Annotated in this window: 10 protein-coding genes; 6 read left to right on the forward strand and 4 right to left on the reverse strand. The window is 44.9% G+C overall.

Annotated features, from left to right (window positions below):
* The first annotated feature begins 11 nt into the window (after positions 1-11).
* Both VTAP4600_RS21400 and VTAP4600_RS21405 read left to right on the forward strand, forming a co-directional pair.
* Entirely contained in the window at positions 12-1,697 is a 1,686-nt protein-coding gene (locus VTAP4600_RS21400) for a methyl-accepting chemotaxis protein (RefSeq protein WP_172443200.1), read from the forward strand.
* A gap of 234 nt (positions 1,698-1,931) precedes the next feature.
* Complete coding sequence (locus tag VTAP4600_RS21405; protein WP_012397019.1) at positions 1,932-3,254, forward strand: IS4 family transposase; 1,323 nt, start codon at positions 1,932-1,934, stop codon at positions 3,252-3,254.
* A gap of 67 nt (positions 3,255-3,321) precedes the next feature.
* On the opposite strand, the gene VTAP4600_RS21410 is transcribed toward VTAP4600_RS21405, so the two are convergent.
* The 4 genes from VTAP4600_RS21410 to VTAP4600_RS21425 form a co-directional block, all read right to left on the reverse strand.
* Positions 3,322-4,329, reverse strand: coding sequence for a substrate-binding domain-containing protein (locus tag VTAP4600_RS21410; RefSeq protein ID WP_102524779.1), 1,008 nt, complete (start codon positions 4,327-4,329; stop codon positions 3,322-3,324).
* 193 nt (positions 4,330-4,522) lie between these two features.
* Entirely contained in the window at positions 4,523-5,956 is a 1,434-nt protein-coding gene (nhaD, locus tag VTAP4600_RS21415; protein WP_102524780.1) for a sodium:proton antiporter NhaD, read from the reverse strand.
* Between the two features lie 225 nt (positions 5,957-6,181).
* Positions 6,182-9,250 carry an efflux RND transporter permease subunit gene (locus VTAP4600_RS21420; RefSeq protein WP_102524781.1) on the reverse strand — a complete coding sequence of 1,023 codons (3,069 nt, stop codon included), beginning with the start codon at positions 9,248-9,250 and terminating at the stop codon, positions 6,182-6,184.
* A gap of 8 nt (positions 9,251-9,258) precedes the next feature.
* Positions 9,259-10,032 carry an efflux RND transporter periplasmic adaptor subunit gene (locus tag VTAP4600_RS21425; protein WP_102524782.1) on the reverse strand — a complete coding sequence of 258 codons (774 nt, stop codon included), beginning with the start codon at positions 10,030-10,032 and terminating at the stop codon, positions 9,259-9,261.
* Between the two features lie 228 nt (positions 10,033-10,260).
* On the opposite strand from VTAP4600_RS21425, the gene VTAP4600_RS21430 reads away from it, so the two are divergent.
* The 4 genes from VTAP4600_RS21430 (at position 10,261) to ltrA (ending at position 15,126) form a co-directional block, all read left to right on the forward strand.
* A complete protein-coding gene (locus tag VTAP4600_RS21430) occupies positions 10,261-10,944 on the forward strand; it encodes a response regulator transcription factor (RefSeq protein WP_102524783.1) in 684 nt (227 codons plus the stop codon).
* The gene (locus VTAP4600_RS21435; protein ID WP_102524784.1) at positions 10,941-12,239 is read left to right on the forward strand and encodes a sensor histidine kinase; all 1,299 of its coding nucleotides are present in this window, start codon (positions 10,941-10,943) and stop codon (positions 12,237-12,239) included. Before VTAP4600_RS21430 ends, VTAP4600_RS21435 begins: the two co-directional genes overlap by 4 nt.
* Positions 12,240-12,473: 234 nt before the next feature.
* Positions 12,474-13,052 (forward strand): class I SAM-dependent DNA methyltransferase, encoded by a 579-nt coding sequence (locus tag VTAP4600_RS21440; RefSeq protein WP_102524785.1) that lies wholly within the window; start codon positions 12,474-12,476, stop codon positions 13,050-13,052.
* Positions 13,053-13,842: 790 nt separating this feature from the next.
* The gene (gene ltrA / locus VTAP4600_RS21445) at positions 13,843-15,126 is read left to right on the forward strand and encodes a group II intron reverse transcriptase/maturase (RefSeq protein ID WP_102524786.1); all 1,284 of its coding nucleotides are present in this window, start codon (positions 13,843-13,845) and stop codon (positions 15,124-15,126) included.
* Positions 15,127-15,157: the final 31 nt, after the last annotated feature.

Consider the following 15,157-nt stretch of genomic DNA (forward strand, 5'->3'; position numbering starts at 1 on the left):
AGGAAAATGCGATGCAATGGTTTAAAGATCTAGCGATTAGCCGAAAAGTGTTGGTGCTGATCACTATTATGCTGGCGCTATTAGCGATAACGGCAGGGTACGCTGTGTCCAAAATGAGCCTTGTGGGTCATGAAATAGAGGGTATTGCTAAAGAAAATATGCCGTTGGTACAAATCACCAGTGATATTACTATCAAGCAATTGGAAGCGGCATTGGTTTTAGAAAAAGCGTTACGTTACGCCCAGATTAGTGGCGACCATTCCCAAGATGAAATCAAGAAGCTTGAACAACAAAACCATCGATTGGGTGTCGAGGTTGAAAAAGAATTTAAGCAAGCAAAAGATATTTTAATCAAGGCAATGAGTCATGCATTAACACCAGAAATCTTAGCGGTTGAGCAAAAGTTGCTCAATGACCTAGATCGCCTCATACAAGAGCATAAAGATTACGAGCAGCATACGTTTCAGGTTTTAGAATCCATATCTCTTGGTGACACGGCATCCATTAATAGTGAAGTCGAGCAGTTAGAAGGTGAGCAAGATGAGTTGAACCATGAATTGACCTCATTTTTATTCGCGTTAGAAAAAGTGACTGAAGATTCTATTTTATTCACCCAACAGGAAGAAGAGATGGCCTTACAAGGAATGATGGTCATTGCCAGTATTTCAGCTTTGTTGGGCTTAGGATTCGGATTCTTACTGAGCCGAAGTTTGTCTGTTCCGCTTAAACAGGCGGCGAATTTGGCTGACTATATGGCGAATGGAGATTTTAGTCGTGATATTAAATCCACGAGTAAAGATGAAGTGGGTCAGTTGCTCAGTTCCATGAGTTCTATGACCGTGACTTTAAGAAAAACAATGCAAAATGTAACGCAGAGCGCAGAACAGATCACGGACTTGGTGGAAGAGGTCAATCAATTAACGGAAGCCAACAGTAAAGCAATTTACAGCCAGCAACAAAATACCGAGCAAGTCGCAACGGCAATGAGTGAAATGGCGGCGACGGTTAATGACGTCGCGTCTAGCGCAAATGGCGCGTCGACTGCGACAGATCAAGCGGATGATCAATTACAAAAAGGAAATTTAACGGTCGTCACCACGGAAACGGCGAATGACAAGCTGGCCAAAATATCGGTCGCATCTTCAGAGAAAATGGACACAGTAAAAGAAAGCACGGCGGAAATTGGCGGGATTGTACAAGTAATAAATAGCATTGCAGAGCAAACTAATTTATTAGCGCTTAATGCGGCGATTGAATCGGCTAGGGCGGGTGAGCAAGGGCGAGGTTTTGCTGTGGTAGCTGATGAAGTGAGAGCGTTAGCGGGGCGAACCCAAGATGCCACCCAAGAAATCCAAAAGTTAATTGGTGAATTGCAAGTGCACGCAACGTCTGCGGTCGAGTCGATCCAAGAGAGTACGGATTGTGTCGCTGAAAGTGTTAGTCATGCAGTAAAGACCAAAGAAGCCTTCGCCAATATTACCGATGTGGTGAGCGAAATTAGTAAAATGAACACTCAAATAGCGACTGCGAGTGAAGAGCAGTCCGTGGTGGCGGAGCAAATCAGTCAAAACCTTGAGGCGATTAAAGAATCCGGTGCGGAAGTCTTACATAGTTCGGAGGTGACATCACAGCGAACCGATAACTTAAGCGGTCATGCGAAAGATCTCAAGCAGTTGATGGGCCAGTTCACAGTCTAATTTATGATAACGTTTACACTTGGGTGGATTCCTAATCGGTACGATTACTTAATGCTTTATTAACAATATTCAGTGTAAAAAAAGGGTCTCATAATAACGCCTTAAATCACATCATAATCGAGTCATAGAGCGTAAAAAGGGCAACTCAATAGCTTAATGCCGATCGTTTAGCTACTTGAACGATCCTCCAGAGGCCTCATAATCGGTCGTAACGTAAGTTACGGCCGATTTTTTATGTCTGAGTTTTCAAAAGAGTTACAGGTTACCGCAGAGTTTTGCCACGAACGTCCAATCGATGTGTTTAATAAACACATTCCTTGGGAATGGGTTGAAGAAGCTGTTCAACAAACTGGACGAGTATCGCTCAGAAAGCGACGCCTCCCCGCAGAGCAAGCTGTTTGGTTAGTATTAGGGATTGGGCTCCAACGTAATCGCTCCATTCAAGATGTCTGCGACAAGTTGGAGTTAGCATTCCCTGATGTAGATGGTGAACTCACACCTATGGCAACAAGCAGTATTATCAAGGGGAAAGAACGCCTCGGCGATAAACCTATGCGTTACTTATTTAAAACTACAGCCCAACAGTGGGAGCAACAATCAGACTTTGACGAAGTTTGTGGCTTAAAGCTTCTTAGTGTCGATGGAACGTATTTCAAAACTCACAATACCGAAGAAAATCAGCATTTTGGGTTTGCTCAAAAAGGTGCATCATTTCCAAGCGTGTTGGCAGTAACATTAATGTCTACACGTAGCCACCTTGTGTCCGATGCTGCTTTTGGACCAGTAACAAACAGTGAAATATCATATGCCCAACAACTTGTGGGGTCAGCACCAGATGACTCATTAACACTTTTTGATAGAGGGTTCACTTCTGCGGAGTTATTTACCAGCTGGCAGGGTGCTAGCAGTAACAGCCACTGGTTAACACCAATCAAAACCAAAATGCGCTATGACATAATCGAGAGTTATACTGATTATGATCATCTCATTGAGATGCCTGTTTCACCACAAGCTCAAAAGCAGACTCCCTATCTTGGCAAGAGATGGCAAGCACGCCTTATTCTAATTCCAACCCCTAAAGGTGAAATCAAAGGCTTCATTACTTCGTGCTTATGCCCTGAGCGCTATCTGTTTGATGACTTAGTTAAAGTGTATTGGGAGCGTTGGGAAATCGAACGCAGTTACGGCGAACTAAAGCAGTATCAGTTACAAAACAAACCAACATTACGAAGTAAGAAAAAAGTCGGGATATATCAGGAGCTATGGGGAATATTAACCAGCTATAACATCGTGAGGCTGGAAATGGCTGAGATGGCTAAACAACATGAAGTTGAGCCTCTACGGATCAGCTTCATTAATGCCTTATTTTTGATTATGGATGAGATGATTTGGGCGAGCGACACTCGAAGTCCAGGAGCGATACCAAAAAACTTAAAAGCTCTCAGGGACAATGGGAAGCGGCTTATTCTCCCCAAGAAACGGAAAAGGAAACCATACCCCAGAGCGGTTTTAAAAAAGCCAGCCCGATACCCCAATAAACATGCCACTCGCTCTTAAGCGAGTGGCATTAAGCGCTAGGCTCCGATTTTTCTATCTGTGTTTTGCTCGTTAGAGACGGCGATGGTTAGGAGGTCGGGCACTTGTCTACAGAGACACGTCTTACCAATGTTGGAGAGAAAATCATCGGTTCTGGTTCTGGTGGATTACCTTGGGCTAACGCAAGGGCAAGGTTCGCTGCCTTTTCTGCCATCATTTTAATCGGGTAACGTATGGTGGTGAGTTTTGGATGAACATAGCGAGCGATTAAACCATCATCAAACCCGATAATCGACATTTGGCTAGGTACCTTAATGCCGTTTTCTTCCATGATCGAAAGAGCCCCCGCTGCAATATTATCGTTATAAGCCACGATGCCGGTAATCGGCAGTGATTTCGTCAATAAATTGGTCATTGCTGCTTCGCCACCTTCACTGTTTGGCTCTCCGTACTCTATATAGCTAGAAGACAGTGAAATATCGTTATCTTTCAATGCGGCTAAATAACCAGCAATACGTTCGTCAGCATCTTCTATTTTGTGAGAAGAGCCAATGCACGCGATTTGGCGATGACCGTTACGAATTAAGTACTCTGTCGCTAGATAAGCACCACGGTAGTTATCCAGAGAAATACAACGGTGTGCAAGCTCAGGAATGTGGCGATTAACTAAGACCAACCCTTTAACTTCATTGGCATAAGCGATGAGTTCTTCATCTGATAATGCTTTGGAGTGAATAATGAGTGCTTCGCAACGGCTGTTGATCAGCAGCTCAATGGCGCTACGCTCGTCGTTTTCATCGTGGTATCCGTTACCAATCAGAATGTGCTTACCTTGTGAGTGAGCAACTTCATCAACAGATTTTACCATGGTACCGAAAAAGGGATCAGAAACGTCACTGACGAGAACGCCCACGGTGTTGGTACTTTGGCTGACTAATGCACGTGCATTGGCGTTAGGGCGGTAACCAAGCAGTTTCATCGCTCGACTAACAGATTCGATGGATTTGACACTTGCTTTAGGAGATTTATTGATCACGCGAGACACGGTGGCAACAGATACCCCAGCTTCACGAGCCACATCTTTGATGGTAGCCATAATGTTCCTTATTCTAATACTCAATCTATTAAACTACGTAAATACGATGATAGCAATCGGCGTTACACTAATAGATGATAACTGACATTAAGTTATTATATTTTAAGTAATAAAATCAGTGTAAAGGTTTACCCAAAAACAAAAAAAGAGCGGACTGGCCGCTCTTTTCATTGTGAGATAACAAGCACTCCTATTAGGAACTAAACAAGTGGCCATTAATCATTAGGTGGGCGCCAATACTGACGAAATAACCGATGGCAATCACCGGGGTCCATTTTAGGTGGCCAAAGAAAGTGTATTTACCGTGCGCCGCGCCCATTAACGCGACACCCGCAGCGGAGCCAATGGATAATAAACTGCCCCCAACGCCTGCGGTGAGAGTGACCAATAACCAGTTACCTAAATCCATTTCTGGCTGCATGGTTAATACTGCAAACATCACGGGAATATTATCGACGATGGCGGATAAGATCCCGACAACGGTATTGGCTAAAATTGGGTCCCATTGAGTGTACATCACCTCAGAAATAACACTCAAATAGCCAATTAGGCTTAAACCGCCCACACACATCACAACGCCATAGAAAAACAGTAATGTGTCCCACTCGGCGCGAGACACCCTTTGAAATACATCGAATGGGACTACCGAACCAAGGCGTTTTAATGCGGCTTCGTCATGAATTGCTTCTGCCCGCGCTCGTTTCTTAGCAAGCGACCCTCCTAATGTCTTACGTAAGAAGTAACTAAAGAACTGCAAGTAAGCCAATCCCATCATCATGCCTATTACTGGCGGGAAGTGCAGTACGCCATGGAATGCGACAGCGGTGCCGATAGTGAGTAGGAACAAAAAGACAATTCTCTTCGCGCCACGTTTTAATTCAATGACTTCGCCTGAAGCGGATGGGTGTCCTTTGGGAATAAAAAACGACATGATCAAAGCTGGCACTAGGTAGTTAAGTACCGAAGGTAAAAACAGACTTAAGAATTGATTAAAGGTCACTAAGCCTGTTTGCCACACCATTAAGGTAGTGATGTCTCCAAATGGGCTAAATGCACCGCCAGCATTAGCTGCGATAACAATATTGACACAAGCTAAGTTGATGAAGCGGTCGTTGTCACCGCCGACTTTCATAACAACAGCACACATCAAAAGGGCGGTGGTTAGGTTATCGGCGATAGGGGATATAAAAAATGAAAGTATGCCGGTAATCCAAAATAATGAACGTAAATCGAACCCTTTGTTGACCATCCAAGCTTGTAAGGCATCAAATAATCTTCTCTCTTCCATGGCGTTGATGTAGGTCATCGCAACAAGTAGGAACAACAGCAGCTGAGCGTATTCCAATAGGTTGTGCTCAATCGCATGTTTGGCTACTTCTATTTGCCCTGCTTCTTGATAAGCAAAGCCAATGATCATCCAGATGAATCCAGCCGCTAGCAGGACGGGCTTAGACTTTTTCAGTTTGAGATATTCTTCACCCATGACCAATGTATAGGCAAGTGCAAAAATGATCAGTGCAGAATATCCAACCGGTGAGGTTGTGAAATCTAAAGATGGCTCGGAGGCAAAAACGGGCCCAGAGAAGAAGGCTAAACAGGATGCAAATAAGATTAAAACGACATTCATAATATGACTCAACTCCTTGAGAATATGAAAAGAATAGGGGTATTACAGTTGGAATTGTTAGTAATGGTTAAATTTTATTTAAAACTTTGATAAATAAACGTGAGCTATTGCATGTCTCGGTTGGTTTTCTTAACGGAAGAGAGTTTTTGCGAAGTAGGGAGCGTATAAAAGCCTCTGCGTATCGCTATTCAGAGGCTTAATTTTATAAGGTGACGTTAGTCTTGATTACTCAGGTGCTGATTCCGCTAGGTTCATCTCTGTTTTACGATTAAAGCTTATTGCGTATAAGCAAGGAATGACAAGTAACACGACGGGCAATGAAAACAGCAAGCCATAACCCAGCGTCAAGGACATTGGCCCCATATAAACGTCTGTGCCACCAATGCCATAGGCCAATGGCAACAGCCCCACAACGGTAGTAATAGAAGTTAACAAAATGGGCCTTAGGCGGCTTGTCGACGCGTTAATAACGGCGTCTAGTGTTGTTAACCCCTCTTGACGCAATTCGTTCATGCGGTTGATCAGCACTAAAGAATTATTTACCACAACCCCCGTCATGCCTAATACGCCAATCAGAGCAAATAAAGATAATGGCTGCATGTGGACAAACAACGCCATCAATGCCGCAACGACAGCAAACGGAATGACAGCCATGATCATCAAGGGTTGCAGGAGCGAGCCAAACATAATGGCGAGCACAAAGTAAATCCCAACCATGGCGGCAGGAAAGGCGACGAGGAACCCAGACATAGTTTCGTCGGTATTTTCTGCCTCGCCACCAATTTCTAAACGAACAGTATTGCCGACTTTGCTAGCCAGAGCGTCGGTTAGTTGGCTGCTCAATAAACCTGGGCTGAGATTATCATCAACTATCTGAGCACTAACCAAAACCTGACGATCGCCGCCATAATGCAGTATTTCTCGGGGCGCTTGCACTTCTTGTACTTTTGCAAGACGACTCAGTGGGACTTGCGCTCCACTTGGCGTTGATATTTTGGTGGTCTGTAGTTTCTCTAGGCTACGGTGCTGTTCGTCTAGCAATACACGAAGGTTGACTTCTTGGTCACCAATCCATGTTGATGTGACGTTTTCACCATCAAACGCGATACGAAGTGTGACCGCCAAGTCTTGCACTGTGAGGTTATAACGAGCTAACCATTCGTGCTGAGGCAAGATCTGCAATTGGGGGTCGGTAAGTGCTTCGTTATGTTTTACTTTATCTATGCTTGGCTGCTGCGCCATCCAGCCCGTCACCATCGCGAGTGCTTCGTTTCGCTCGGCATGGTTGTTGCTGATCACCCTGATTTCGACTGGTTCACCAGGGGGCGGCCCCCCTGCATCGACGGTGAATTTCACAAACGAAATAGCGTCTGTGGAACCCAGTTTAGCGTTGAGATCTTGAGCAATGTCATTGGCCGTGCGTTCTCTTTGTTTAAAGTTGGTCAGTGATATCAATCCATTACTGGCTGGATTTCCATAGGTCATTTGGAAGGCGGCCAGTTCATTTTCGCTCAGTGAAGCGACCGCTTTTTCCAGCTCGTCGTGGGCGTTACGAACGAGCTCTAGTGGTGTGCCGGGCGCAACCTCGGTGTATACCTCTATGTATTTTGCCGATTCACTTGGAAATAAATCTAACTTGATGGTGCTTAACAGCGTGGCGCTACCAAGTAAGGCCAGAATAGATAACGCAAGTACACTTTTCTTCCAGTTAAGGCACTGCGTTAATAACGCTTGATAGCGGCGAGTAACCGACTGGAAACGATCTTTTTTGTCCGTTTTGAGTGGCGCTTTTTCTAGTGACTTAGCAAGGTGAGCGGGTAGCGTAAATGTACATTCGGCTAATGAAAACAGCAGCGCTGCAATCACGGTTATCGGAATCACCATCACGGCTTTGCCCATTGACCCCGGAATAAAAAACATCGGGATGAACACTAAGGCTGTTGTAGTTAGGCTGGCGATGATTGGTATGATTACCTTTTGCACGCCTGACGTTGCAGCGTCTAGTGCCTTTTTGCCTTTTTCTTTTTCTTGGTAGATGCTCTCGGCAACAATGACAGAGTCATCCACAATGATGCCTATTACTAATAGGAGCGCCGCAAGGGTGATGCTGTCTAGGTTCATCCCCATCATAGGCAACACGGCCATCACCCCAAGCGCACAAAATGGAATCGAGACCGATACCCAAAAAGCGACCTGACGTTTTAACACCATGCTAAGAACGATCAATACCAATATTAGACCCACGCCGCCATTGGTGGTGACGATGGAAAATTTGTCGCTCATGTCATCTGCAAGGTTGAGTGATATAGGGAATGCAAACTCGCCACTTAAACGGGCTTCTTCGTTCTCTAATAGGGCTTTTATTCGGTCAATGGTGGCGATGATGTCGGCATTCGCGCTTTTTACAACGGAAAAAACAATGCCACTTTGCCCGTTTACCATGCCCAATTCGGTGGCTTTTTCAAAGGTATCCGAAACCGTGGCAACGTCGCCAATTCGAATGATTTCACCGGTAGGCAGTACATCAACAATGGTTTGCTCTAGCTCTTGCACGGAATGGATTTGAGTCAGTGTGACGATGCGTTGTTCGCTGTTCCACGATTCAACCACACCACCTGATAACGACAAATTGCGAGTGTTAATCGCGGAGGTAATATCGGAGAAAGTCAGTTGATAGCGAGAGACTTTACTCGGATCGACTTCAATCCAATACTCACGCTCTGTAAAGCCTGTCATGGTGACGTTGCCAACACCGGCGACACTACGCAGTCTTTTTTCAAGATCTCTTGCGTAGTTTTGTAGTGCGCTATTGTTATTGGCCATTTCAGCTTCGGTTAAGTCAACGTCGCTTACTGGCATCACAACACCAAAGGTCATCACTTCAAAAGAGGAGGTACTGCGCTGTGCAACTAAAGGGGGGTCGCTAATGTCTTTGGGTAGGCCTTTTACGCGATCGACGGCCTGTTGAATGTCAGCCAAGACTTTTACGGTATCGTAGCTTTCGTTGAGCTCAAGGCTTATTGAAGAGCGGCCGTCAGCGGAGGTAGAATTGTATTTTTTAATCCCCTCGACGGACTTAAGTTCCTTTTCTATCTTATTGGTGATATTAAGCTCAATATCTTGCGCCGATGCCCCCGGGTATTGCGTCGTAATGTCGACTTCTGCGAACGCCACGTCGGGCAGTTCTTGCATTTTCAAGGTGCTCATTGCGGCAAAGCCAATCAGCAACACCATTAAGGTGATAATGCGCGCTAAAAAGCTACGCTGGGCAAAGTAGGCCAATAGTGATTTCATGATAACCCTTACTTATTGGTTTCAAAGGTGGTGGTGGCGTGAATAGACATCCCTGACTTAAAACTGTGATTCTCATTATCAATGCTGACTTCGACAGGGTAGGCGTAGGTGTTTGGGTCGAGTTCAACGCCAATGCGCTTGATGTTGGTAAGGATTTTATTGTCCGGGTTGGATTCAGACCATATTTGAATCGGTTGACCTATTTGTAGAGACGCTAGGTCAAATTCACTCGCCAGTAAACGCACATTGAGTTTGTCGATATTGATAAGCTGGTAAAGCAAATCCCCTTGGTTAACCCAAGCTCCAGCTTCTACTGGCCTAGCCACCACATAGCCATCAATACTTGAAAAGATGGATGTGCTGTCTAAATCTAACTGCGCTTTTTCCAGCTCAATTTTGGCAAGCGATAACTGAGCATTCGCGGCATCGTAATCCGCTTTAGCGATGTCGAGTTCATTTTGCGACAAGCTATTTTTTTTGCGTAACTCGACATAGCGTTTGTACAAAGAGTGTTTAATAGAAAGATCGGCTTTAACCAAAGAAACGTTGGCTTGTTGCTTACGCACTTCAATTTGAAAATCGATAGGGTTAATTAACGCCAATGGGGCTCCGGCTGTGATGCTGTCGCCTGTGTACCAACCAACCTGTTTCAGCACTCCGCTAACCTCAGAAACGACATTGATCGGGTCGATGCTGGTGGTTTTACCGATTAAGTCGACGGAATAGGCGTGAGTCGAAACGACTTGCAGCAATGCCAGAGAAAGCAGAAGTGATTTGTTCATGAGAAATTCCTAAGTGTTCAAGTTGCTGTTAGTTTGAGCGAGGGCGTGTCGAGTTTTTGTCGAAACTAGATCGACAGGCACTTTATCGACAGGTACTTCATTGACAGAGCTTCAGAATTGGCGAGACATACGTTAAGGTTTTATATGACGTCGACTTTTTTTCGACAGAAAACTCGTAAGATGGAAAGGAAAGTGGCAATACAATAGAAACGAGTACAGGGGATTGGAATGCTAGCGGGCCGACAGATTTTAGTAGTAGAAGACAATGAAGAGCTGCAAGGCATACTGGCGGATTTCTTGGAAGTAAAAGGCGCCGAAGTCGATTTCGCCGATAATGGCGAACAAGGATTACAACTTGCCTTAGAGAATGAATTTGATGTGATCATTTTGGATGTGATGATGCCAAAGAAAAATGGCATGCAAATGGCGCAAGAACTCAGAGACAGCGGTTGTACCACGCCAATTCTCATGCTTACTGCATTGAACGGGCAGCAAGACTTGTTGACCGGTTTTGAAAGTGGCGTCGATGATTTTATTAGCAAACCGTTTCAGTTTCCTGAACTAGAAGCTCGCTTAACAGCCTTGATCAAGCGTTACAGAGGACAAGTAGCGCAGACGCTGTTGAGCTTTGGTGAACTTTCTATTGATCAAAAAACGCATCAAGTTAAACGAGCAGGTTGCCCCATCGTTGTTGCTCCAGCCTTGTATCAAATACTACTTACCTTAGTGAAGGCGCAGGGGGAAATCGTCTCCCGAGATGTGTTGATTCATCTGCTATGGGGAGAAGACATTCCCGATAAGGATGTGTTGCGTAGCCATATTTATTTACTAAGGAACGTGCTCGATAAACCGTTTGAGCACTCAATGTTAGTGACGGTGCCAAAATATGGTTTCAGGCTGGTGAAATCATGATGTGGTTGAAAGGGCATTATCTAGAACGCGGCAGCAATTCCATAAAAGATGTTAAGTCGAGGTTGCTGACGACTTTTTCTGTCATCGCTCTTTCTTCTTCATTTTTGGTGTTTTTGATTTTTTCTTTGTATTTGGTTTACAACGAGGATGTACAAATTCAGCAACACTTGAAAAGTTTTAAGCAGGTAGCCATTGAGTACTACTCTCTGAATAAGACGGATTCCGCTCAGATTAGCCCCAACATTATGGCCTTTTATACGGCTGAATCATTGCCTACTGCCTTAAAATCGGAGTTACCTTACGACGTAAACGTCGTGACTCGCTTTCGTGCGTTTTCTGAAGGTGGTTTTATGGTATACCACACAAATTTCGTTGACGACTCGGGAGAAGAACGCGCTTTATATTTGAGTGTAGGGTCAAGAGATCTGGATTTTGGTGATGACAATTGGGATACATTATTACTCACAGCAATGACGCTGATGTTATTGTTGATCGCCTTTTTACGGTTTTCGTTACAACGTATGTTTGACGGGGTCATGTCACCTATATCTAATCTTAGCAGTCAGCTTGCGAATCAAACCGCACATAGTTTTTCGGTTCCACATTGGGCGATTGACGAAGTTAAATTGTTGTCAGAGCGATTGAATGATTATAACCAAATGAAAGATCGTCTGATGAAACAAGAGCGTATGTTTGCCAATTATGCGAGTCACGAGTTAAAGACGCCCATTGCTATTGTATTGGGCGCGGCTAACTTGCAAGGCATGAAGGACGATCAAGACTTTCAGCTTAAACAGCGGAATCGAATTATTAATGCAGCAACAGGTATGCAAGATACGGTCGAAGTGTTGCTCAATATTGTGAAGCAAGAAAATGCTCACGACACAAGCTCCTCGTATCCTTATTCAGCCGGTAATATTCTGTTAGATAAATCAATCAGTAAACTGGCACAGGGCGTGACGTTTACTCTTGATATCGCCGATAGTACCCGGTTGAACCTGCCGTACACAGTGACGAATATCTTGCTGAAGAACTTAGTTGAAAACGCAATTCGCTTCACACAGTCTGGACACGTTCGCGTTTCTATAGCGCCTGATTTAATTGAAGTGTGTGATAGTGGCATTGGGCTACACGAATTGAGCGAGCAGGATACCGAACATGGACTCGGGCTGCTCATTGTTCGCCGTTTATGTGACAGTTATGGTTGGTCGTTTTCGTTAGAGAATCGGGAGCAAGGTGGCTGTGTGGCGCAGTTGGTACGATCAAACCCGGAGACAACAAATCCCACCGTTTAGTCTTTGCAATCCTACGATGATGGGCGATTAAGATAAGGTCAGTATTGCGTGGCTTGGGCGCTGGTAACGATTTCGATAATGCGACTTAAAGATGTTGGATAAATAAGCAATGTGGGCTACAAATTAGACCTAACGCCCGAAATTGTCATAATTTTTTAGTAACCTGAGTGTATAAGTTTGAGCTTTGGTTTACTCTAATGCCAGTTTGAGGTTTGGATGTATTGGGAGACAGTCATGTCCAATGAGTGGGGCGACTACGCAGAAACGTGGGAGCAGAACCCTGCCACCGCGGTATTCGCAGAGCGTGCATTTAATGAGTTAAACAAACTTGTTAGTTTGAAAGGATTAAAAGTTCTCGATTTTGGGTGTGGCACCGGATTGCTGGCTCAACAATTATCACCGATAGTGAAAGAAATCGTAGCGCTGGATACGTCAGAGCAAATGATTGAGCAGCTAGACGCAAAAGAACTGCCTAACGTAGAACCGGTCGTCGATAGCCTAAGCCGGGGCCTTGTGGCGTATCATCCTGCGTTCCGCAGTCAGTTTGATTTGATTGTTGCCTCTTCCGTATGTGGTTTCGTTGACAACTTCGATGAAATTGCCAAGGTAGCAAACTCGCTGCTTAATGAAGGTGGGCTGTTTGTTCACTGGGATTGGCTTGCTGAAAATGACAAAGCGGGTGGCCTAACAGTCAAACGTGCTAAGAAAGCCCTTGATGGAGCATTATTTAGTGCTGTGGATGTGAATACACCATTTAGCGTAGAGATGGAACACGGAGCACAGACTGTATTAATGGGTGTTGCTCAAAAGTAGTGAGTTTCTCTTTAATCATGAGTAAAAGGCGAGTAAATGGCTCGCTTTTTTGTTTGCCCAGCGAAGCTGGCAAACCCATTAGGCTGAAAGAAGCCTAAATCACCCTGATTGAGGGGAAGATAATCCGAATCGCAAGGGCGTTGCTGGTCAACGGCAGGGTTTGAAGGAAGCGATAGGAAGTTAACAGTACACAACGAAAGTGAACCTGATTCGGCAATTTAGGTGGGTAAGCGTGCAAAATAGCGTGAAGCCCGATACTCAATCAGACCTAGATTGTGCTTGAGGGTGGCATTGTTAACAGGGAGCCAGTGCAGTAACTGGGGAAGCCTGACACCACATCCGAGCAAACGTCGGAAGCATAAACTCAAGGCGAGAGCCAAGATCTATGTTGGTGCGAGGTGGCAGATGAATCCGTAGTAGTGAGTAAAGCTCGGCCGGTGAAGCCCAGTAATGGTGTGGAGGATAAAACTGAGCTGACCATCAGTAACACGTCTGATGGGACAACATTTTGCCAAAAGCAATCTGGTGTTGCGAAGGGATGAAGTACATTTTAAGTCTGTGATGAGCAGATGTTTTTTTTTTCAGTGGTATACAAGTTGATTAGCTATCGAGGTATTCCGTCTCGGTCTTTGTGAAAGCAAAGCACTGAAGCGAGAAACCGTACAAGGGAGTAACTCTGACTCACTCTAGTAAATTGCCATTGAGCTAGAAGGCTAGAGAGTGGAGTGAAATACACCAACACTGTGAGAGAGCATTTGTCCCCACACGGCACACAATCTAAAGGAAAAAGTTGAGAGTTTACTACAGTTTATATGGTCACTTGCTCCACAAAGAGCGACTCTATAAAGGATTTAAAAAAGTGTGGAAAGCGAAAGGCGCGGCCGGAATAGATAGGCAGAGCCTAAGCGACTACGCCCAAAATCTGAGTGATAACCTAGATCAACTTCTTCTGGAACTCAAAACCAAGCGATACACCCCTCAACCCGTCAGACGGGTAGAAATACCGAAAGATGATGGTGGGGTGCGATTACTTGGGATCCCAACAGTACGGGATAGAGTTGTCCAACAAGCTCTAAATGATCTATTAACCCCAATCTTCGAAGAGCAGTTTCACCCATCCAGCTTTGGGTATAGACCGAATCGAAGTTGTCACGATGCTATAAACAAAGCGACGATGTTCATCCGTCGATACGGAATGCAACACGTCGTAGATATGGACTTATCGAAGTGCTTCGATAAGCTCGATCATGAGCTTATTCTAAAAAGCATTAAGAAACGAGTCACAGACAGTAGCGTACTGGAGCTCATCAAACAGTTCCTGAAAAGTGGCGTAATAGTTGATGGAGAGTGGCAGCATACCGAGATAGGTAGTCCGCAAGGTGGAGTAATAAGCCCACTGATAGCGAACATCTATCTGGATGCGTTTGATCAAGAGATGCGAAAGCGAGGACATCGAATAGTCCGTTATGCCGACGACATACTGATCTTCTGTCGCAGCCGTAAAGGTGCAGAAAATGCGCAAGTACAGGCAACGAAGGTCCTGGAAAAACAGCTCAAGTTAACGGTGAACGAAACCAAATCACACATAGCGCACAGCGGCGAAGGTGTGAAATTCCTTGGAATAGAAATCGGTAGCCATTATAGCCGTATTCAGCCAAAGAAAATGTCGACGTTCAAAGGAAAGTTGAAGCGAGTGACAAGACGCAATGGCGGTAAGCCATTGTTAGAAGTCATTAAACAACTGAATCCACTTCTGAGAGGGTTCAGCCAGTACTTTCGAATAGCGAATGCCAACAGGGAGTTTAAGAAACTGGCCGCGTGGTTAAGGCGAAGACTTCGCAGCGTCCAATTACGATTATGGAAAAAACCGACCCGACTCCACCGCAGGCTAAGACAGCTAGGTTACGAAGGGTCATTCAGGTATATCTGTATGGATAGTTGGAGAAATGCTGCGAGTCCATTAGCCAGTTACTCGATGCCAAATCAATGGTTTAACGACCTTGGATTAGTGAATCTTGAACACGTTAGGACAGGATATGTGTTCAGCCATTATGCTGAATGGAAATGTGCATGAGCCGTATACGAGGTCCGTACGTACGGTTCTG

Origin of the sequence: Vibrio tapetis subsp. tapetis (genome assembly GCF_900233005.1) — a bacterium.
GTDB lineage: Bacteria > Pseudomonadota > Gammaproteobacteria > Enterobacterales > Vibrionaceae > Vibrio > Vibrio tapetis.